The sequence below is a fragment of the Streptomyces lienomycini genome, assembly GCF_027947595.1.
Classification (GTDB): domain Bacteria; phylum Actinomycetota; class Actinomycetes; order Streptomycetales; family Streptomycetaceae; genus Streptomyces; species Streptomyces lienomycini.
Genome location: NZ_CP116257.1, coordinates 1,099,337 through 1,118,959 on the forward strand (window position 1 = coordinate 1,099,337; position 19,623 = coordinate 1,118,959).

Consider the following 19,623-nt stretch of genomic DNA (forward strand, 5'->3'; position numbering starts at 1 on the left):
AGGAGTAGACCCGTGCTGCAACCGCCGCATTCGTCCCTGCAGGTAGCTGCCGTTCCGGCCCAGCGGGGGCCCGTGCGGGACAGGGACCAAGACGCTCCCTGGCACACCGAGGCGGTGTGCCGGCGCGACGAGGCCGGACTGTTCTTCGCCCCCTCCAAGGAACCGACCGCCGCCCGGCTCTCCCGCGAAGAGGCCGCCAAGCGCGTCTGCGCGCGCTGTCCGGTCATGGTCGAGTGCCGTGAGCACGCTCTGCTGCAACCCGAGCCCTACGGCGTCTGGGGCGGCCTCACCGCCGCCGAACGCCGCGTCGTCCTGGCCCGGCGCCGCCGCCGCGACGTGGAACTCAAGAACGCCGCCCGCACGACGGGCCGCATAGCGGCGGCCGGCTGACACCCCGCACCACAGAGGGCGCCCCCTCCGCACAGGGGGCGCCCTCTGCCACACCGAAACATCACCGCTCGCATGGGCGGACGCGACCGGCGGGGCCTCCTGACGCCGGGGGCCGCAGTCGCCTCAGGGGCGCGGGGCCGTGTCCGACCTGCGGCTCCGCCGCGTGGGCGCGACGAGCCACGACGGCGCCGCAGACGCCTCGCGACTCGCACCCCCACCCACTAGGCGCCCCGCGAAACCGGCGGAGTCACTTCGCCCGGTCGAAGTCCACCGCGCTGTAGGCCCGCAGCTTGCTCAGCCGGTGCTCGGAGTCGATCCGCCGCACCGTGCCCGACTTGGAGCGCATCACGATCGAGTCGGTCGTGGCCGTCTCCGACCGGTACCGCACCCCGCGCAGCAGTTCGCCGTCGGTGATGCCGGTGGCGACGAAGAAGACGTTGTCCCCGGAGACCAGGTCGTCGGTGGTCAGCACCCGGTCCAGGTCGTGCCCGGCGTCCACCGCGCGCTGCCGCTCCTCGTCGTCCTTGGGCCACAGCTTGCCCTGGATGGTGCCGCCCAGGCACTTCACGGCACAGGCCGAGATGATGCCCTCCGGGGTGCCGCCGATGCCGAGCAGCAGGTCGATGCCAGTGCCCTCGCGCAGGGCGAGGATGGAACCGGCCACGTCGCCGTCCGAGATCAGCTTGATGCGTGCGCCGGTCTCCCGGACCTCCTTGATGAGGCCCCGGTGCCGGGGCCGGTCGAGGATGACGACGGTGACGTCCTCGGGGGTGCGCCGCTTGGCCTTGGCGATCCGGCGGATGTTCACGGACACGGGCGCGTTGATGTCGACGAAGTCGGCGGCCTCCGGACCCGTGACCAGCTTGTCCATGTAGAACACGGCGGACGGGTCGAACATGGAGCCGCGCTCGGCCGCGGCCAGCACCGCGATCGCGTTGGTCATGCCGTTGGCGGTCAGCGTGGTGCCGTCGATCGGGTCGACGGCGATGTCGACCTCGGCCCCGGTGCCGTCGCCGACCCGCTCCCCGTTGAAGAGCATCGGGGCCTCGTCCTTCTCGCCTTCGCCGATGACGACGACGCCGTTCATCGAGACGGTGTGGACGAGGGTCCGCATGGCACGCACCGCTGCGCCGTCGGCGCCGTTCTTGTCGCCGCGGCCGACCCAGCGGCCGGCGGCCATCGCCGCGGCTTCGGTGACCCGCACCAGCTCCATGGCGAGGTTGCGGTCGGGGGCCTCCGAGGGGACGTCCAGCTCGGACGGAAGATGATGCTCGGTCATCGGAACGCACCTTTCTGATACGACGACGGCCGGATGAGGGTGTGCCCCGACTCTATCGCCAGTCCGACAAAATGAGCAGGGGACCCCACGTATGAGCGGAGCAGGCACCTGCGACGATAGGGGGCGTGGCAGGTACGAAAGGCAAGCAGAAGTCGGCCCGGGACATGGTTCTCTCCCTGGGCGTCATCGTCCTCGCGGCGGGCGTGATCTGGATCTTCATCCCGCACGACGACGGCGAACCGGACCTCAAGCGGGTCGACTACCGGGTCGAGCTGCTGACCGCGCAGCGCGCCGCGTCGTACCCGGTGGCCGCGCCGCAGGGGCTGTCGCAGGACTGGAAGGCGACCTCCGTCCGCTTCCGGGGCGACGACTCCGACGCGTGGCACCTCGGCTTCCGCGCCCCGGACGGCGAGTACGTGGCGGTGGAGCAGTCCACGAAGAAGCCGTCGACGTTCATCGCCGACGCCAGCCAGGGGGCACGGGCGACCGAGCGGACCGACGAGATCGGCGGCCGGACGTGGACGCGGTACACGGGCGGCCGGTACGACGCGCTGGTGCTCCAGGGGGGCGACGGCATGAAGGGCGCCACGACGGTGGTGGCCGGCACCGGGTCGTTCGAGCAGCTCACCAAGATGGCGGCGGCACTGGAACTGGCGTGAGCCCACCCGTCGGCACGGCGCACACGGCGACGCGGACGGGACGCGATCAGGAAGCGAACGGCGAAGCCCCCGGCCGGGGGAATCCGGCCGGGGGCTTCGCCGTTCGCGGGTGCTCCGCGTGCGTCAGACCGTGGTGACGACCTGCTCGTACGCGAGGCGCGGCGAGCGCGGGAACCAGGCGTCGGGGCCCGGGCGGCCGATGTTGACGACCATCAGCGGGGTGTGGTCGTCGTCCAGGAACTCCTTGCGCACACCCTCGAAGTCGACGCCGGTCATCGGCCCGGCGGCCAGACCCGCGGCGCGGACGCCGACGATGAAGTACGCGGCCTGCAGGGCGGCGTTCAGGGAGGCGGCGCCCTCGCGCACCGGACGCTCGCTGAAGAAGGCGTCCTTGACCTGGGGGGCGTGCGGGAAGAGGTCCGGCAGCTCCTCGTGGAACTCGTTGTCCGCGGACAGGATCGCGACCAGCGGGGCGGCGGCCGTCTTGGGCCGGTTGCCCTCGCCCATGTGCCGGACGAGACGCTCGCGGGCCTCGGGGGAGCGGACCAGCGTGATGCGCAGCGGCGACTGGTTGAAGGCGGTCGGACCGTACTTGACCAGGTCGTAGATCGCCTGGACCTGCTCGTCGGTCACCGGCTCGTCGGTGAAGGTGTTCGCGGTGCGGGCCTCGCGGAACAGCAGGTCCTGGGCGGCGGCGTCAAGAACGAGAGACATGCGTGATCTTCCTCGGGGGTGCGTCGGCTGCGCGCGGCGTGGGGGCCGGGAGCCGTTGACGGGGACGACACTACGACAAAGAAGTTCAAGCTTCAACCAAATGGGGAGTGTGGTGATCCGCTTCACACGCCCGCCCGGGTGAGGAGCCCCTGGCGTGTTCGGGGCCGGGTGTGTCGAGGGAGGGGGCTTTATGTGGAGTGCGCCTATATGACGGTGCGAAATCCATGTCATCCTTCGCCGGCAGTGATGTGTCCGCGCTGACCGTCGCGGTCGTGGGCCTCGGATACGTCGGACTGCCCACCGCGCTCGCCCTCTCCGACGCCGGCGCCACCGTCATCGGCGTCGACAGCAGCCCGGCCAGGCTGCGGGCCGTCGCCCGCGGAGCCGTGGACCTGCTCCCGCTGCACCACGCCCAACTCGCCTGCGCCTCCGCCGGCGACCGCTTCCGCCTCACCTCGGACGCCACGGCCGTGAGCACCGCGGACGCCGTGGTCATCTGCGTGCCGACCCCCGTCGACGCCCGGCGCGAGCCCGGCCTCACCGCGCTGAGCGCCGCCTGCGCCTCGGTGGTGGAACACGCCGTGCCCGGCCAGCTGATCGTGCTCACCTCCACCAGCTACGTGGGCACCACCCGCGACCTCCTCCTCGAACCGCTGCGGTCCCGCGGGTTCACCGTCGACGAGGACGTGTACGTGGCCTTCGCCCCCGAGCGGATCGACCCCGGCAACGAACACCACACCCCCGAACGCACCCCGCGCCTGGTCGGCGGCGCCGGACCGCGCAGCAGCGGGGCCGCCGCGGCCCTGCTCGCCCCGACGGCCTCCCTCGTCCGCACGGTCCCCGACCCCGAGACCGCCGAGATGGCCAAGCTCTGGGAGAACACCTACCGGGCCGTCAACATCGCCCTCGCCAACGAACTCGCCGACGCCTGCGCCTCCCTCGGCCTGGCCCCGGCCCCGGTGATCGAGGCGGCGGCGACCAAGCCGTACGGCTTCATGCCCTTCTACCCCGGGCCCGGCGTCGGCGGCCACTGCATCCCCTGCGACCCGCACTACCTGCTCTGGCAGCTCGGCAAGGTCCGCCAGCAGGCGCCGCTGGTGGCCACCGCCCTCGCGGCCAACAGCGGCAGGCCCGCCCGGATCACCGAACGCGCCCTGGACCTGCTGGCCGCCTCCGCCGTTCCCGCGCGGGGCGCCCGGGTGCTGCTGATCGGCGTCGCCTACAAGGAGGGCGTGGCGGACGTCCGGGAGAGCCCCGCCCTGGAGATCCTCGCCGGTCTGGCGGCGGCCGGAGCGGACGTCGCCTACTGCGACCCCCTGGTGCCCTCGCTCCGCGTCGGCACCGACGCGCTGCGCCACGTGCCGGACCCGCACGGCCGCCCGTGGGACCTGGTCGTCCTGCACACCGTCCACGCCGTACACGACCTGACCTGGCTGTCCGCCGTCGACGCCCCGCCCGTCCTGGACACCCGGCAGCGCGGACCCCTCCCGAGGGCGGCGTCCGGGAGCGGTGCCCTCCCCCCGGCCGAGGTGACCGCATGACCGTCCTGCGCCCCGGCCACGGGCCGGCCTCCCCGCTCCCCGCGGGCCTCCGCCACCGGCTCGGCATCCGTCCCGGAACCCGGCTCCGCGCCCGCCTCGACGCCCTGGACCCCCGGGTCCGCCGCGACGTCGTACGGCTGCTCACCCTCCTCGCCCTGCTGCCCCTCCTGCTCCTGCTGGCCCGCCGCGCCGTCCGCCTGCCCCACGCCTTCGACCTGCTCACGCTGTACGGCCTCGCCGTGCTGGCCGGAACCGTCGGCCTCCTCCACCTCGCCTACAGCCGTTACGACGACCCGGCCCTGCGCCCGCTGCGCGGCCGCCCGCGCCACGCCGACGCCTTCCCGGCCCTCCCCGCCGAGCCCCGGGTGAGCTTCCTGCTGGCCGTGCGCAACGAACGCGCGCACATCGAGGCCTGCGTGCGTTCCATGGCCGCCGTCGACTACCCCGACCTCCAGCTCGTCGTGGTCGACGACGCCTCCGACGACGGCACGCCGGAGGTCCTGGAACGCCTCGCGGAGGAGCTGCCGATCACCCTGATCCGGCTGGCGGACAACCTCGGCAAGAAGGGCGCGCTGGTCCGCGCCTGCGCCGTCGCCGACGGGGACGTCCTCCTCTTCACCGACTCCGACTGCGTCGTCGCGCCGGACGCCGTACGGCACTGCGTCACCGCCCTGGTCCGGCACCCGGAACTGGGCGTGGTCAGCGGGCACTGCCGGGCGCTCAACACCGACGCCGGTCTGCTGGCCCGCGTCCAGGACATCTGGTACGAGGGGCAGTTCCGGATCAGCAAGGCCGCCGAGGCGTCCTTCGGCTCGGTGTCCTGCGTCTCCGGACCGCTTGCCGCCTTCCGCCGGGAGGCGGTCTGGAACTACCTGCCCGCCTGGGCCGAGGACCGCTTCCTCGGCGCCCCCTTCCGCTTCGCCACCGACCGCCAGCTCACCGGCTACGTCCTCGGCCAGGCCTGGCGCGGCCGCGCCCTCAAGGACCGGCACGCCGACTCCCCCTTCGTCCGCGAGCACGACTACCCCGAGCTGCGCTGGGAGGTCGGCTACACCCGTGCCGCCCGCGTCTGGACCCGGGTGCCGTCCCGCCCCGCCCCCTTCCTGCGCCAGCAGATCAGGTGGAAGAAGAGCTTCGTCAGGAACCTGTTCTTCACCGGCCGCTTCATGTGGCGCCGGGGCCCGGCCGCCGCCGCGCTGTACTACGGGCACGCCCTGTGGGTGATCGCGGCGCCCGTCCTCGTCGCACGCCACCTGCTGTGGGCCCCGCTGCACCCGGCCGGTCTGCTCACCCTGCTCTACCTGGGCGGGGTCGTCCTCAAGGGGTGCGTCTGGGGCCTCGCCTACCGGATCGACCATCCGGGGGACCGCGCCTGGCGCTACCGCCCCCTGATGAGCCTGCTGTCCTGCTGCGTACTGGCCTGGCTGCTGCCGTACGCCCTGCTCACCCTGCGCCGCAACGTCTGGTCGAGGAGTGCCGCATGAGAACCCTGCTGCGCGGGCTGGGCCGCTCGCTCGCCGTCGGCGTCACCTTCGCCGCCGTCGCTCTGGTCTACCTGTTCGTCTTCACCCGGGGACGGTTGACGTGACGGCCGACGTGACGGCCGACGCGACGGCCGACGTGACGGCCGACGTGAATCGCGACGGTCCACGCGGACGCCGGCACGGGCGGCCCCTGGTGCGCGCCGCGCTGGGCCTGCTCACGGCGGCCGTCGTGGTGCTGCCGTTCGCCGCCGCCTGGCAGCACGACTCCCTCCGGCGCGCGGTGGCCGAACAGGCCGCGCCGCCCGCCTCCGGGGCGGCCGCGGACGGGGCCGCGGACGCCAAGGCGGCCCCCGCCGCGGGCGCTCCCGTCGTCCTCGCCTACCACGACGTCGGCCCCGACGACCGCAGCCGCTACACCGTCTCCGCGAAGACCTTCGACGCCCAGCTGCGCGCCCTGCGCGACGCCGGCTACCGCACGCTGTCCACCCGGGAGTTCACCGACTTCCTGCGCGACGGCCGCACCCCCGGACCGCGCACCGTCTACCTCACCTTCGACGACGGCACCCACGGACTGTGGACCCACGCCGACCCGGTCCTGGCCAGGTACGGGATGACGGCGGCCGCCTACCTGATCACCGGCCAGGTGGGCACCCACCGGCCGTACTACCTCACCTGGGCCGAGGTCGAACGGATGGCGCGGTCCGGACGCTGGGACTTCCAGGCCCACACCCACCTCAGCCACGAACGGGCCCCGGTGGACGCCGCCGGGCACGAGCGGTCCGCGTTCACCAACCGGCTGTGGCGGCCGGACGAGGGCCGCGTCGAGACCCGGGACGAGTACCGGAGCCGGATCGCCGCGGACCTCGACCGCACCGTCCGCGACCTCGTGGACCACGACCTGCCCCGGCCCCGGCTGTTCGCCTACCCCTTCTCGGAGCGGCTGGACGAGACCAACCTGGGCGCCCGCGGCGCCGACGCCCTGCTCGCCATACTGCGGGAGCGCTTCACGGCCACCCTCACCAACAGCGCCTCCCGGCCGCTGCCGGCCGGGCCCCGCGCGGCCGCCGCCCGTCAGGTGCAGCGCCTCGAGGTCACCCGGGACACCACGCCGGCCGGCCTGCTGCGCGAGATGGCGCGCTGGGCCCCGGTCGCGCCGGGCGACGCCGACCGGCCGCTGTCCCACCCCGCGCACTGGGAGACGACCGGCGACACCGAGGGGGTCGGCCCCGGAACGCTCACCGGCGACAGCCGCCCTCCCCGGGGCACGGACTACGTGTCGGCCGCCTACCGCTCCCTCGCCACCGCCGACTGGACCACCTACCGCCTGCGCGCCACCGTCGGCGGGCTGCACGGCACCTCCAACGGCGTCGGCATCACCGTACGGGCGGGCAGCGAACACCCCGTGGCGCTCTCCGTCGGCCGCAACACGGCGAGCCTCACCCCGAGCGGGACGGACGCCGCGTCCGACCGGCCGACCTGCCGGCTCGACCCCTCCGCCACGCACCGGATCGCCGTGGCGGTGACGCCCCGGCAGGTGCGGGTGAGCGTGGACGGCGACCCCTGTGCGACGGTCCGCGCGGACGGGTGGCGGTCGGCGGAGGGCGCCGGGGGCTTCTCGCTCAGCGTGCGCAACAGCGGACCGGAGCAGAGGTGGCCCCGCTTCGCCTCCCTGACGGTCGAGTGACGCGACTCACACCCCTCCGGCGATCACTTCCGTCGCCGGCCGCGGTCCCATCCGACGACCGTCACCACTCGTCCGCAGGGAGCGCATCGACATGACCGCCGCCGTGAAGGGCCCCGCCTCCTACTTCCCGTCCATCGAGAAGAAGTACGGCCGCCCGATCGCGGAGTGGAAGGACCTCGTCCGCTCCTCGCCGCTCACCAGGCACATGGAGCTGGTCGCCTGGCTCAAGACCGAGCACGGCCTGGGCCACGGCCACGCCAACGCACTCGTCGCCCACACCCTGGCCGAGGACACGGCGAAGAAGGGCTGAGGCGGGGCCGAGGAGGGACGGGAGCGGGGGGAAGCAGGTCCGGGGAGGGACGGGGGCGGGGGATCGGGGCGGAGGTACGGCGAAGGGGGATCAGGACGCCCCGGCACCGCTCCCGGCGGCTCCGTACTACGCGTCCTGCGCGTCCTCCGTGTCCCTCGTGTCCCCCGTGTCCGTCTCGTCCGCCAGCGCCGCGTCCAGGCGGGCACGGGCGCCGTCCAGCCGGCGGCGGCAGACCTTCGCCAGCTCCTCGCCCCGCTCCCACAGGGCGAGGGACTCCTCCAGCGTCGTACCGCCGGCCTCCAGCCGCCGGACGACCTCGATCAGCTCGTCCCGCGCCTGCTCGTACCCGAGCGCCTCGGACATCGCCGTCGGCTGCTCCACCTCGCTGGTCATCCACCCACCCTATGCGTCGACTCGTACGGAGAAATCACCCTCGGACACCCGAGCGCGCAGCGTCTCGCCCGGCTCCACCTCGCCGGGGTCGCGGACCGCGTGGCCGTCGGCCCGCTGGAGCACGGCGTACCCGCGCTTGAGGGTCGCGGCGGGGGAGAGGGCCACCACGCGCGCGTGCGTGTGCGTCAGCTCGGAGTCGGCCCGGTCGAGGTGGTGCCGCAGCGAGCGGCGCCCCCGGTCGAGGAGGGCCGTCACCTGTTCGGCCCGCTCCTCGATCATCCGGTGCGGATCCTGTATCGACGGCCGGGCCAGCGCGTGGGCCAGCCCCCGCTCCTCGCGGTCGACGAACGCCGCCACGCACCGCCGCGCCCGGTCCCGCAGCAGCCGTACCCGCTCGTACTCCTCGCCGACGTCCGGTACCACCTTCTTCGCGGCGTCGGTCGGCGTGGAGGCGCGCAGGTCGGCGACCAGGTCGAGGAGCGGGCTGTCCGGCTCGTGCCCGATCGCCGAGACGACCGGCGTACGGCAGGCGGCGACCGCCCGCACCAGCTGCTCGTCGGAGAACGGCAGCAGGTCCTCCACGCTGCCGCCGCCGCGCGCGACGACGATCACGTCCACGTCGTCCCGCGCGTCCAGCTCCTTCACCGCCCGCACCACCTGCGGCACCGCGTGCACACCCTGCACCGGCACGTTGCGCACCTCGAAGCGGACGGCGGGCCAGCGGTGCCGGGCGTTCTCCAGCACGTCCCGCTCGGCCGCCGACGCCCGCCCGCACACCAGCCCGATCAGCCGCGGCAGGAACGGCAGCGGCCTCTTGCGCTCCGCCGCGAACAGCCCCTCGCGCGCGAGGGCCTTCTTCAGCTGCTCCAGCCGCGCCAGCAGCTCCCCGACACCCACCGGCTTGATCTCGGCCGCCCGCAGCGACAGCTGCCCCCGTGGCGCATACCACTCCGGCTTGGCGTGCACGACCACCCGCGCGCCCTCGCCCACCACGTCCGCCACCGCGTCGAACACCTGCCGGTAGCAGGTCACGCTCACGGAGATGTCGTACGACGGGTCGCGCAGCGTCAGGAACACCACACCGGCGCCCGGACGCCGCGACAACTGCGTGATCTGCCCCTCGACCCAGACCGCGCCGAGCCGGTCGATCCAGCCGCCGATCAGCCGGGACACCTCCCCCACGGGCAGGGGACTTTCGGGAGTCGAGTTGGCAGCCATGCGCCCGAGCGTAACGGCCGGGTCCGACAATCCGCCCCGTCGAGCCCGGGCGGCCTCACACCCCCGCCGGGTCCGTCTCCCGCCGCCCCCTCCACTGCACCGCCAGCACCACCAGACCCACCGCCAGCCAGATCGCCCCGACCACCTGCGCGGCCCCCGACGCCTCCACGATCACCGCGATCGTGATCGCCGCACCGAGCACCGGCACCAGCAGATGCCGCCACCAGCTCACCGCGCCCGCGCCGCGCCGGACCGCGAACCAGCCCACCACGCTCGCGTGCAGCAGCGTGAACGCGGTCAGCGCGCCGACGTCGACCACCGAGACCAGATGGTCGAGACCGTCGTCCCGGCGGGCCGCCCACACCGCCGCCGCCATGGTGATCACCGCCGACACCAGCAGCGCCACCCGCGGCACCCCGGCGTCCGTCCGCGACAGCACCTTCGGCAGCCTCCGGTCGCGGCCCATCGCGAACAGCAGCCGCCCGGCCGCCGCCTGCCCGGCCAGCGCCGCGAACGCCGCGCCGATCGCCTTGCTCACCGCCACCAGGTCGTGCAGCCACGTGCCCACCGACGTGTCCACGGCGTCGTAGAACGCCGACCCCTGCCGCTCCGGCTCCGCCGCCAGCTGAGCCGAGGACACCGGTTCGAGGAGCGCCACCAGGTACGTCTGCGCCACGAACAGCACACCGGCCAGCGCCAGGCAGAACAGCAGCGCACGCGCGACCTTCGCCGACCCTCCGGTGACCTCCTCCGCGAACGTGGCGATCGCGTCGAAGCCCAGGTACGACAGCACCGCCACCGACACCGCGCCGACCACCGCCGACAGCGCGAACGCCCCCTGCGTGCCGTCCCCGGACAGCGGCGACAGCCAGTCGCGCGCGGCCCCGTCCCGTGCCAGCACCACGATCGCCGCGACCACGAACACGATCAGTACGACGATCTCCATGGCGAGCACCAGGAAGCCCACCCGGGCAGCCGTACGCACCCCCCACAGGTTGAGCAGCGTCGTGACGACCACCGCGATCGCCGTCCACACCCACCGCGACACCTCGGGGACCAGCGCCTCCATGGCGATGCCGGAGAACAGATACGCCACCGCCGGGATCAGGACGTAGTCCAGCATCGCCATCCAGCCGGCGATGAACCCGGCCCCGTTGCCGAGCCCCGCACGCGCGTACGCGAACACCGACCCCGCCTGGGGGACCACCCGCACCATCTGGGCGTAGCTGAACGCGGTGAACGCCATCGCGACCGTGGCCACGATGTAGACGAGGGCCACCGCGCCGTGCGACTTGGCGTCCAGCGTGCCGAACACGCCGACCGGCGCCATGGGCGCGATGAACAGCAGCCCGTAGACGACCAGGTCCCTGAAGCCCAGGCTGCGCCTCAGCTGCTGTTCCGCACCGGCCCCCGGGGCAGCCGTCGCACCGGTCTGCCCCTTGTGACCGTCATGACCGTTCTGCGACATCGTTCCTCCGCGGACGCCTCGGACTCCGTCTCCAAACGTTCCCGCCAGTCTCCCCGGCAACGCCGCACCGCCGCGATCTTTGACCCGCCGAACGCGGCCTTACGATGGGTGCCATGACTGCTTCGCCTGGCCGCCGTGTCCTGCTCGCCGCCCCCCGTGGCTACTGCGCGGGTGTGGACCGCGCCGTGATCGCCGTCGAGAAAGCCCTGGAGCAGTACGGGGCTCCGGTGTACGTCCGGCACGAGATCGTCCACAACAAGTACGTCGTCCAGACCCTGGAGAAGAAGGGCGCGATCTTCGTCGAGCGGACGGAGGAGGTCCCCGAGGGCAACATCGTGATGTTCTCCGCGCACGGCGTGGCCCCCGTCGTCCACGAGGAGGCCGAGCGCGGGAAGCTCGCCACCATCGACGCCACCTGCCCGCTCGTCACCAAGGTCCACAAGGAAGCCGTCCGCTTCGCGAACGACGACTACGACATCCTGCTCATCGGCCACGAGGGCCACGAGGAGGTCATCGGCACCTCCGGCGAGGCCCCCGACCACATCCAGCTCGTCGACGGCCCCGAGGACGCGGCGAAGGTCGAGGTCCGCGACCCGTCGAAGGTCGTCTGGCTCTCCCAGACCACCCTCTCCGTCGACGAGACCATGGAGACCGTCGACGCACTCAAGGACAAGTTCCCGCAGCTCATCTCCCCGCCGAGCGACGACATCTGCTACGCCACGCAGAACCGCCAGCTCGCGGTGAAGCAGATGGGCGCCGATGCCGACCTGGTGATCGTCGTCGGCTCCCGCAACTCCTCCAACTCCAAGCGGCTCGTCGAGGTCGCCAAGCAGGCCGGCTCCCGCGCGGCGTACCTGGTGGACTTCGCCGACGAGATCGACGAGACCTGGCTGGACGGCGTCACCACGGTCGGCGTCACCTCCGGCGCCTCCGTCCCGGACGTGCTGGTCGAGCAGGTCCTGGAATGGCTGTCGCAGCGCGGCTTCGAGGACGTGGAGATCGTCAAGGCCGCCGAGGAGTCGATCATCTTCTCGCTGCCCAAGGAGCTGCGCCGCGACCTGCGCGAGGAGGCGGCGTCCCTGGTGGCGGAGCGCGGCGGCTCGGGCGCCGCGGGTACCGCCGGAGCGTGACTGTCAGTCGTCCGTCGTAACGTAGGGCCATGCAGATCTTCGGCGTGGACATCGGCGGATCCGGGATCAAGGGCGCCCCTGTGGACCTCGACAGGGGCGACCTGGCCCAGGAGCGCTGCAAGGTGCTGACCCCGCACCCGGCGACCCCCGACGGCGTGGCCGACGGGGTCAGGCAGGTCGTGGAGCACTTCGGCTGGTCCGGCCCGGTCGGCCTGACCTTCCCGGGCGTGGTGACCGGCGGCGCCACGGTGCGCACCGCGGCCAACGTCGACAAGAGCTGGGTCGACACCGACGCGCGCGCCCTGTTCGGCGAGCGGCTGGGCGGCCTGGACGTGACGGTCGTCAACGACGCGGACGCGGCGGGCGTCGCCGAGATGCACTTCGGGGCCGGCCGCGGCCGCAAGGGCACCGTCATCCTGCTCACCTTCGGCACCGGCATCGGCAGCGCGGTGTTCACCGACGGCGTCCTGATCCCCAACACCGAACTGGGGCACCTGGAGCTGGACGGCCACGACGCGGAGAAGCGGGCCTCCAGCAAGGTCAAGGACGACCACGACATGTCGTGGGAGCACTGGGCCCACCGCGTCCAGAAGTACCTGGCCCACGTCGAGATGCTGTTCTCGCCCGAGCTGTTCGTCATCGGCGGCGGAGTGAGCCGCAAGTCCCACAAGTTCCTGCACTACATCGAGGGCATACGGGCGGAGATCGTCCCCGCCCAGCTCCAGAACAACGCGGGCATCGTGGGGGCGGCGATGCACGCGGCGGGCTGAGCGGGGGCCGTCACAGGCCGGGGTCGGCATCGGGCGGCGCATCGTCACGGCGCTTCGTCACGGCGCTTCGTCACGCATGAGCCCGGTGCCGGGCCGTGCCTTGTCACGCCTGCCTCCCCCCGGTGCCGGGCGGCGCTTCGTCACACCTGGGGCCGGTTGCGGGTGGCGGCCCGTCGCCGCATCAGCCGGATCCGGCGGACGATCACGGTCGAGCCCGCGACCAGCGTCCCGCCGTACAGCCACCCGGCCTCGGTGGCCAGCGCCGTCACGAGCCCCATCAGCCGGCCGCCGAGACCGTCCCCGCTCTCCGCCACCGTCACCAGCCCCACGGCGAAGGCGATCGGCACGACGACGGGGGCGGTCAGCAGGTCGCCCCTGCGCACCCAGAGCGCCGTCAGCAGGCTCACCGGCACGAACAGCACGCCGTACACGGTCAGGGACGCGCCGAACAGTAGCTCGTCCAGGAAGCCCAGGACGAGCATCACGGCCGCGCAGAACAGGCCGCTGCCCAGACCCGTCAGCCGCGGGTTGGGCATCGCCCGCAGGGCGCGCACCACCCCGGCCGCCGGCGAACCGGGCCCCGGAGCAGGACGCGCCGGTTCCGCGCGCTGTCCCACCGGCCGCCCGCCCCGCCCCACCGGCGGCCGCGCGGCGGCGGTACCGCCCCGTCCCTGTGCGGGCAGCGGCGCCCGGCTTCGTCGCGGTCCGTACTGCGCAGGTCGCGTCCCGTATTGCTCCACCGGACCAACTTAGGTCGGTTTATGTGCCGAATAGCCCGTCAGACACGCCGTCGGCCGGACCTTGGCCAAGCGTTCGACTCCGCGCGGGCCGACTACCGGCCACCCCGTAGACTGGTGGATCGGCCCAGCATGGCCCCGCCCGACCCCTTCGCACCCCATCCCATCCCTCCGCATCCTCACGTACGGGAAGTCGCAACGTGTCGCTCACGATCGGAATCGTCGGTCTGCCGAATGTCGGCAAGTCGACCCTTTTCAACGCCCTGACCAAGAACGACGTGCTCGCGGCCAACTACCCGTTCGCCACGATCGAGCCCAACGTCGGCGTCGTGGGCGTCCCCGACCCCCGCCTGACGAAACTGGCCGAGATCTTCTCCTCGGAGAAGGTCCTCCCGGCCACGGTCGACTTCGTCGACATCGCGGGCATCGTGCGCGGCGCGAGCGAGGGCGAGGGCCTGGGCAACAAGTTCCTGGCCAACATCCGCGAGTCCGACGCGATCTGCCAGGTCATCCGCGCCTTCAAGGACGAGAACGTCGTGCACGTCGACGGCAAGGTCTCGCCCAAGGACGACATCGAGACGATCAACACCGAGCTGATCCTCGCCGACCTCCAGACCATCGAGAAGGTCCTCCCGCGCCTCCAGAAGGAGTCCCGGATCAAGAAGGACGTCGCCCCGAAGGTCAAGGCGGTCGAGGAGGCCAAGGAGATCCTGGAGAAGGGCGACACCCTCTCCTCCCAGGGCATCCTCCAGGGCACCGAGCGCGCGGAGCTCCTCCACGACCTCCACCTCCTCACGACGAAGCCCTTCCTCTACGTCTTCAACGTCGACGAGGACGAGCTGACCGACGACGACTTCAAGGACCGGCAGCGCGCCCTCGTCGCCCCCGCCGAGGCGATCTTCCTCAACGCCAAGCTGGAGGCCGACCTCGCCGAGCTGGACGAGGACGAGGCCCTCGAACTCCTCCAGTCCGTCGGCCAGGACGAGCCCGGCCTCGCCACCCTCGCCCACGTCGGCTTCCGCACCCTCGGCCTGCAGACCTACCTCACGGCAGGCCCCAAGGAATCCCGCGCCTGGACCATCAAGAAGGGCGCCACCGCTCCCGAGGCCGCCGGTGTCATCCACACCGACTTCCAGAAGGGCTTCATCAAGGCCGAGGTCATCTCCTACGACGACCTGGTCGCCACCGGCTCGGTGCCGGAGGCCCGCGCCAAGGGCAAGGCGCGCATGGAGGGCAAGGACTACGTGATGCAGGACGGGGACGTGGTGGAGTTCCGCTTCAACGTGTAGCGGCTGACCTGTCACCGCGTCGCTGATCCAGCGAACGTGCAGTGCGGAAAGGGCCTGACTCTCCGGGGTCGGGCCCTTGTCCGTGGCGCGTTTCCTACTCGTTTGACACAATCGGAGTATGGCTGAGACGACGTACAGCATCGGGGAAGGCCCGGCGACACGGGTGAGCCTGTCGCTGCCGGAGGGGACAGCGGAGGCGATCCGGGCGCGGGTGGGGAAGCGGGAGTTCTCCGCGTTCATCGCGGAGGCGGTCGAGCGTGAGCTGCGCGGGCAGGTCCTGGACGAGTACCTGGCGGACTACGAGAGCCGCAAGGGGCCGGTCTCCGAGCCGGCTCGTCGGCGGGCGCGGCAGGTGTTCGACGAGGTGTTCGCCGAGGGGGCCGAGTGGCCCGCCGCAGGCTGAGTCACGAGGGGACGCTGGTCCTCGACAGCGAGGGACTCTCGAAACTGCTCGCCGACGACGAGCCGGTGGTGGCTCTGATCGCTGAAGCGCGCTCGCGCGGCATGGAGGTCGTGATCAGTGCGCTCACCCTCATCGAAGCCGTCCACGTCCGTACGAACAAGTCCCGCTTGAACTGGGTGCTTTCCGGGCTGCGGGTCGTTCCGGTAGGTGACGAGGAGGCGAGGGCCGCGTCGGAGTTGCTGATGGGTGCCGGGTTGCACGGACACAAGTACGCGATCGATGCGGCCGTCGCCGAGGCCGCGCTGCGACAGCACCGCCCCCTGGTCATGCTGACCTCCGATACTGACGACATGGCCAAGCTGTGCGGCGAGCGGGTCCGGCTGGTCGCGGTGTGAGTTCTCCTGGTCCGGTTTCTGTCCTTCTCAGAGGGCGTTAAGTCCCGTTCCTGATGATGTGGTGTCGCCCGTTCGTGGGTGATGGGACAGTTCCGTCCTCGTGTCATGGCGTGTACATGATGGGGTCGTGGGCATGGAACGGACGCCGTACGCAACCGACTTGTCCGACGAGCAGTGGGCGTTGATCGAGCCGCTGGTCACCGCGTGGAAGCAGGAGCGGGTGGCGCGGTCGGCGACCGGAGACCCGGGCTCCTGCGCCCTGCGCGAGGTCGTGAACGCGCTGCTTTACCAGAACCGGACGGGCTGTCAGTGGCGGCTTCTGCCGCACGACTTCCCGGCCTGGTCGGCAGTGTTCTACTACTTCACCCTGTGGCGCCAGGACGGCCTTGACCAGCGGATCCAGGAGATCCTGCGCTGCCAGGTGCGGGAACGGTCCAGACGATTAGAGGACCCGTCCCTGGTGATCATCGACACCCAGTCCGTCCGCGTGGCGGCCGGGGTGCCGAAGGAGACGACGGGACTGGACGCGAACAAGAAGACGCCCGGCAGGAAGCGGGGACTGGCCGTCGATGTGCTGGGCCTGGTCATCGGTGTGGTGATCCTCGCTGCGAGCGCGCACGACAACGAAGCCGGCATCGCCCTGCTGGACCAGGCGGCTGAGCGGTGTGGGATGCGCCTGGAGAAGGTCCTGGTCGACCAGGGCTTCAAGGACGCCGTGATCATCCACGGGGCGGTGAAGGACATCACCGTTGAGGTGGTCCGCCGCAACCCCGACGACGAGGGGAAAGGCTTCGTCCCGCAACCGAAGCGGTGGGTGGTCGAGCAGGTCAACGGCACCCTCATGCTGCAGCGGCGCCTCGCCCGCGACTACGACCACCGGCCCGACAACGCGGCCTCCCGCGTCTACTGGGCCTCCACCGCCGGCATGCTCCGCCGCCTCACCACCCCTACCCCCACCTGGCGGGACGACGTGGAGCTGGCCGCGTGAACGTCTGCGAACTCCTGCGGCTGCTGCAGACCGAGCACGATGAGACCGCTGCCCGCGCCGACCACCTGCGCGAGCAGATCGAGCGGCTCACCACCGACCTCGCCGAGACCGAAGCCCGCCTGGCCGAGCTCGCTGCCACCGGCAAGGTCATCGACGGCCTCACCCCTCCCGACCAGGCACCGGCCCCCGCGGAGACCGCCATCGCGACCGTCTACCAGCGCATCGTGACCACGTTCAACGAGCACCCCGGGGAGGTGTTCCGCGTCCGTGATCTGCATGAGCACCTCGGCCTGCCCACCGACGAGCCCTCGATCAACGTCACCCGCTCCCGCCTGGGACGACTCGTCCGCCAGGGATTCCTCGAGCAACCGGGACGCGGCCGCTACCAGAAACGGACTTAACGCCCTCTCAGTGACCGCCGCTCCGCCGCTGTGTTGCCCCGGCTGCTCGGACCGAGTGCGCCATGTGTGCACAACGCTTGCGTGCCCCGGCCGGTGCCGGCGGTGGCAGTATGCGGGGACACAGCGAGAGGGGCCGGTGCGGGATGGGGCGCGGTGAGCGGGAGTCGGTGGCCGCGGGAGGGCGGCTGTACGAGGCGGCGCAGGCGGTGGTGGGCGACCACGGGCGGGCTGTCGAGGCGGTCCGGGCGGCGCTGAAGCCGATCTGCGACACGGCGGCGGAACAAGCGCTGGATGCCATCCCGGTGACCCGGTTGAAGGAAGTCACCGAGGGCCGGCTGAGGCTCGGGGAAGTCGAGAAGAGTGGCCTGCGATCGGTCCGGCAGGTGCTCGACGCCGGTTCCTACCGGTTGCGACAGATTCCTGGAGTGGGGCAGCGGACCGCCGAACAGGTCATCGCGGCGGCACGTCAGATATCTGACGCCGTTGGGGAGACCATCGCCGTCCACATCGACGTGGATCGGCCGGAGCCGCGAACCACCGCACTCGTCACGGCCCTGCATGTACTGGTGGAAGCGGGCCCCGAGGCGCGGCGAGCCGTCGAGACGGCCGTGGCTCTTTCGGAGCGGCTGGGTCCGCTGCTGGCCGAGGTCAGGCCGGCCGCCGGGCGGCTACGGATGCTGCTGGTGGGGCAGGCCAAACGAGCTCGGGTGCTGGAGGCTGTCGCAGAGGTCCGCAGGCTGGTCGAGGAAGCAGCGCAAGGCGGTGTGTCGGAGCTGCTCGCACAGGCGTCAGCGGATCTGCTGCGCGGTACCTCAACCGAGGTTGCAGCCTGGGTCGACTTCGAGCTGCGCTCCGCCGACTACTACAGCATGCTCGCGGAGATCTCCGGCCGCACCCCTGACGCCGCCGCGGCCGAGGGGTTTCTGCCGGACGAGGTTGCCGAGCGGGTCCGAAATCAGATGCTCGATGACACGCACCGGCGGGTGTCGCTGCGCGGCTACCAAGCCTTCGGGGCGCGCTTCGCCCTGGCGCAACGCAAGGTGATTCTTGGTGACGAGATGGGGCTCGGCAAGACGATCCAGGCCATCGCCGCACTGGCTCATCTCGCTGCCGAGGGGCAGACACACTTCATGGTCGTCTGCCCGGCCAGCGTCCTGATCAACTGGACACGCGAGATCGAGGCCCGCAGCAAGCTGCGCGTGACGCCGCTTCACGGCCCCGACCGGCTGGAAGCGTTCGCCGACTGGAAGGGCCGTGGCGGCGTAGGGGTGACCACCTTCGACGCCTTGCGTGGCTTCCCGGCCCCCGGAGGCGGTGAGCTGGGGATGCTGGTCGTGGACGAGGCGCACTATGTGAAGAATGCCAAGACGCGTCGCTCCCAAGCCGTGACGGAATGGTCCAAGCGCTGCGAACGTGTTCTCTTCATGACCGGCACGCCCATGGAGAACCGAGTCGCCGAGTTTCGCAGCCTTGTGCAGATTCTCCAGCCGCACCTGGCAGGGGTCGTCGGTGACCGCGAGGGAGTGGCCGGGTCCAAGGCGTTCCGGAAGGCCGTCGCCCCGGTATATCTGCGCCGCAACCAGCAGGATGTTCTGACCGAACTGCCCGCGCTCCAGCAGACGGACGAGTGGGAGGAACTGAGTGCGTCGGACGAAGACGCCTACCGGGAGGCCGTGCGCGCCGGCAACTTCATGGCGATGCGCAGGGCGGCGTACGCGCGCCCCGAGAAGTCGGCCAAGCTGAACCGGCTGCGCGAGATCGTTGAGGAGGCCGCCGAGAATGGGCTGAAGGTGGTGGTCTTCTCCAACTTCAGGGATGTCCTTGGAACGGTGAAGGACACGCTGGACGGCGCGCGGAGCCATGGTGGCGCTCAGGTGTTCGGTCCGATCTCGGGAAGCGTGTCACCCGCTCGCCGTCAGCAGCTGGTGGACGAGTTCGCCGCTGTGCCGGGTCATGCGGTACTGATGGCGCAGATCCAGGCGGCCGGGGTGGGGCTCAACATGCAGGCCGCGTCCGTCGTGATCATCTGTGAGCCCCAGATCAAACCGACCATCGAACACCAGGCGGTGGCGCGCGCCCATCGCATGGGGCAGGTACGTTCGGTCCGGGTGCACCGGCTGCTCGCCGCCCGCGGGGTGGACGAGCGGATGGTGGAGATGCTGAAGAACAAGACCCGCCTGTTCGACGCGTACGCGCGGCGCAGCGCGGTCGCCGAGTCGACGCCGGACGCGGTCGACGTCTCGGACACCACGATGGCCCGCCAGATCGTCGAGGAGGAGCAGGCGCGACTCGGAGCGGTCCGTGAAGAGTCCGCAGGACACCTGTAAGCGACCGCCGCAACTCGACGCACGCCGATGACGATGTGCTTGG

At 71.7% G+C, this 19,623-nt stretch carries 20 protein-coding genes; 14 read left to right on the top strand and 6 right to left on the bottom strand.

Features of this window, described 5'->3' with window-relative positions; all coding sequences use genetic code 11:
* Positions 1-12: 12 nt before the first annotated feature.
* Complete coding sequence (locus BJ961_RS05255) at positions 13-390, top strand: WhiB family transcriptional regulator (RefSeq protein ID WP_109033218.1); 378 nt, start codon at positions 13-15, stop codon at positions 388-390.
* Between the two features lie 247 nt (positions 391-637).
* Here BJ961_RS05255 and glpX read toward each other — a convergent pair whose 3' ends face one another.
* A complete protein-coding gene (gene glpX / locus BJ961_RS05260) occupies positions 638-1,669 on the bottom strand; it encodes a class II fructose-bisphosphatase (protein WP_271320136.1) in 1,032 nt (343 codons plus the stop codon).
* A 125-nt stretch (positions 1,670-1,794) separates the two neighbouring features.
* On the opposite strand from glpX, the gene BJ961_RS05265 reads away from it, so the two are divergent.
* Positions 1,795-2,328: a DUF4245 domain-containing protein gene (locus tag BJ961_RS05265; RefSeq protein WP_271320137.1), complete on the top strand. Its 534-nt coding sequence runs from the start codon at positions 1,795-1,797 to the stop codon at positions 2,326-2,328.
* A gap of 123 nt (positions 2,329-2,451) precedes the next feature.
* On the opposite strand, the gene BJ961_RS05270 is transcribed toward BJ961_RS05265, so the two are convergent.
* Positions 2,452-3,042, bottom strand: a complete 591-nt coding sequence (locus BJ961_RS05270) for a malonic semialdehyde reductase (protein WP_271320138.1) — start codon at positions 3,040-3,042, stop codon at positions 2,452-2,454.
* Between the two features lie 224 nt (positions 3,043-3,266).
* Between BJ961_RS05270 and BJ961_RS05275 the strand changes: the two genes are divergently transcribed.
* From BJ961_RS05275 to BJ961_RS05290, 4 genes are all read left to right on the top strand, one after another.
* Positions 3,267-4,583 carry a nucleotide sugar dehydrogenase gene (locus BJ961_RS05275; RefSeq protein ID WP_271320139.1) on the top strand — a complete coding sequence of 439 codons (1,317 nt, stop codon included), beginning with the start codon at positions 3,267-3,269 and terminating at the stop codon, positions 4,581-4,583.
* Positions 4,580-6,067 carry a glycosyltransferase family 2 protein gene (locus BJ961_RS05280; protein ID WP_271320140.1) on the top strand — a complete coding sequence of 496 codons (1,488 nt, stop codon included), beginning with the start codon at positions 4,580-4,582 and terminating at the stop codon, positions 6,065-6,067. Before BJ961_RS05275 ends, BJ961_RS05280 begins: the two co-directional genes overlap by 4 nt.
* 100 nt (positions 6,068-6,167) lie before the next feature.
* The gene (locus BJ961_RS05285; RefSeq protein WP_271320141.1) at positions 6,168-7,751 is read left to right on the top strand and encodes a polysaccharide deacetylase family protein; all 1,584 of its coding nucleotides are present in this window, start codon (positions 6,168-6,170) and stop codon (positions 7,749-7,751) included.
* A gap of 91 nt (positions 7,752-7,842) precedes the next feature.
* A complete protein-coding gene (locus BJ961_RS05290) occupies positions 7,843-8,061 on the top strand; it encodes a DUF4287 domain-containing protein (RefSeq protein ID WP_271320142.1) in 219 nt (72 codons plus the stop codon).
* Positions 8,062-8,187: 126 nt separating this feature from the next.
* Here BJ961_RS05290 and BJ961_RS05295 read toward each other — a convergent pair whose 3' ends face one another.
* From BJ961_RS05295 to BJ961_RS05305, 3 genes are read right to left on the bottom strand one after another with little or no spacing between them, the layout of a single operon-like run.
* Complete coding sequence (locus BJ961_RS05295; RefSeq protein WP_271320143.1) at positions 8,188-8,454, bottom strand: exodeoxyribonuclease VII small subunit; 267 nt, start codon at positions 8,452-8,454, stop codon at positions 8,188-8,190.
* Positions 8,455-8,463: 9 nt separating this feature from the next.
* A complete protein-coding gene (xseA, locus tag BJ961_RS05300) occupies positions 8,464-9,672 on the bottom strand; it encodes an exodeoxyribonuclease VII large subunit (RefSeq protein WP_271320144.1) in 1,209 nt (402 codons plus the stop codon).
* Positions 9,673-9,727: 55 nt separating this feature from the next.
* Positions 9,728-11,140, bottom strand: a complete 1,413-nt coding sequence (locus tag BJ961_RS05305) for an APC family permease (protein WP_271320145.1) — start codon at positions 11,138-11,140, stop codon at positions 9,728-9,730.
* Between the two features lie 104 nt (positions 11,141-11,244).
* Between BJ961_RS05305 and BJ961_RS05310 the strand changes: the two genes are divergently transcribed.
* Both BJ961_RS05310 and ppgK read left to right on the top strand, forming a co-directional pair.
* A complete protein-coding gene (locus tag BJ961_RS05310; RefSeq protein WP_271320146.1) occupies positions 11,245-12,270 on the top strand; it encodes a 4-hydroxy-3-methylbut-2-enyl diphosphate reductase in 1,026 nt (341 codons plus the stop codon).
* Positions 12,271-12,299: 29 nt separating this feature from the next.
* Positions 12,300-13,040: a polyphosphate--glucose phosphotransferase gene (gene ppgK, locus BJ961_RS05315; RefSeq protein ID WP_271320147.1), complete on the top strand. Its 741-nt coding sequence runs from the start codon at positions 12,300-12,302 to the stop codon at positions 13,038-13,040.
* A gap of 140 nt (positions 13,041-13,180) precedes the next feature.
* Here ppgK and BJ961_RS05320 read toward each other — a convergent pair whose 3' ends face one another.
* Positions 13,181-13,780 carry a DUF6542 domain-containing protein gene (locus BJ961_RS05320; protein ID WP_271320148.1) on the bottom strand — a complete coding sequence of 200 codons (600 nt, stop codon included), beginning with the start codon at positions 13,778-13,780 and terminating at the stop codon, positions 13,181-13,183.
* 197 nt (positions 13,781-13,977) lie between these two features.
* Here BJ961_RS05320 and ychF point away from each other — a divergent pair, with 197 nt between their 5' ends.
* From ychF to BJ961_RS05350, 6 genes are all read left to right on the top strand, one after another.
* Positions 13,978-15,066: a redox-regulated ATPase YchF gene (gene ychF, locus BJ961_RS05325; protein WP_271320149.1), complete on the top strand. Its 1,089-nt coding sequence runs from the start codon at positions 13,978-13,980 to the stop codon at positions 15,064-15,066.
* Between the two features lie 118 nt (positions 15,067-15,184).
* A complete protein-coding gene (locus BJ961_RS05330) occupies positions 15,185-15,469 on the top strand; it encodes a hypothetical protein (protein WP_271320150.1) in 285 nt (94 codons plus the stop codon).
* Positions 15,451-15,864 (top strand): PIN domain-containing protein, encoded by a 414-nt coding sequence (locus BJ961_RS05335; protein WP_271320151.1) that lies wholly within the window; start codon positions 15,451-15,453, stop codon positions 15,862-15,864. Before BJ961_RS05330 ends, BJ961_RS05335 begins: the two co-directional genes overlap by 19 nt.
* Positions 15,865-15,997: 133 nt before the next feature.
* Positions 15,998-16,852: an IS5 family transposase gene (locus tag BJ961_RS05340; protein ID WP_271416969.1), complete on the top strand. Its 855-nt coding sequence runs from the start codon at positions 15,998-16,000 to the stop codon at positions 16,850-16,852.
* Positions 16,849-17,253, top strand: a complete 405-nt coding sequence (locus BJ961_RS05345; protein ID WP_271320152.1) for a hypothetical protein — start codon at positions 16,849-16,851, stop codon at positions 17,251-17,253. Before BJ961_RS05340 ends, BJ961_RS05345 begins: the two co-directional genes overlap by 4 nt.
* A gap of 143 nt (positions 17,254-17,396) precedes the next feature.
* The gene (locus tag BJ961_RS05350; RefSeq protein WP_271320153.1) at positions 17,397-19,580 is read left to right on the top strand and encodes a DEAD/DEAH box helicase; all 2,184 of its coding nucleotides are present in this window, start codon (positions 17,397-17,399) and stop codon (positions 19,578-19,580) included.
* Positions 19,581-19,623: the final 43 nt, after the last annotated feature.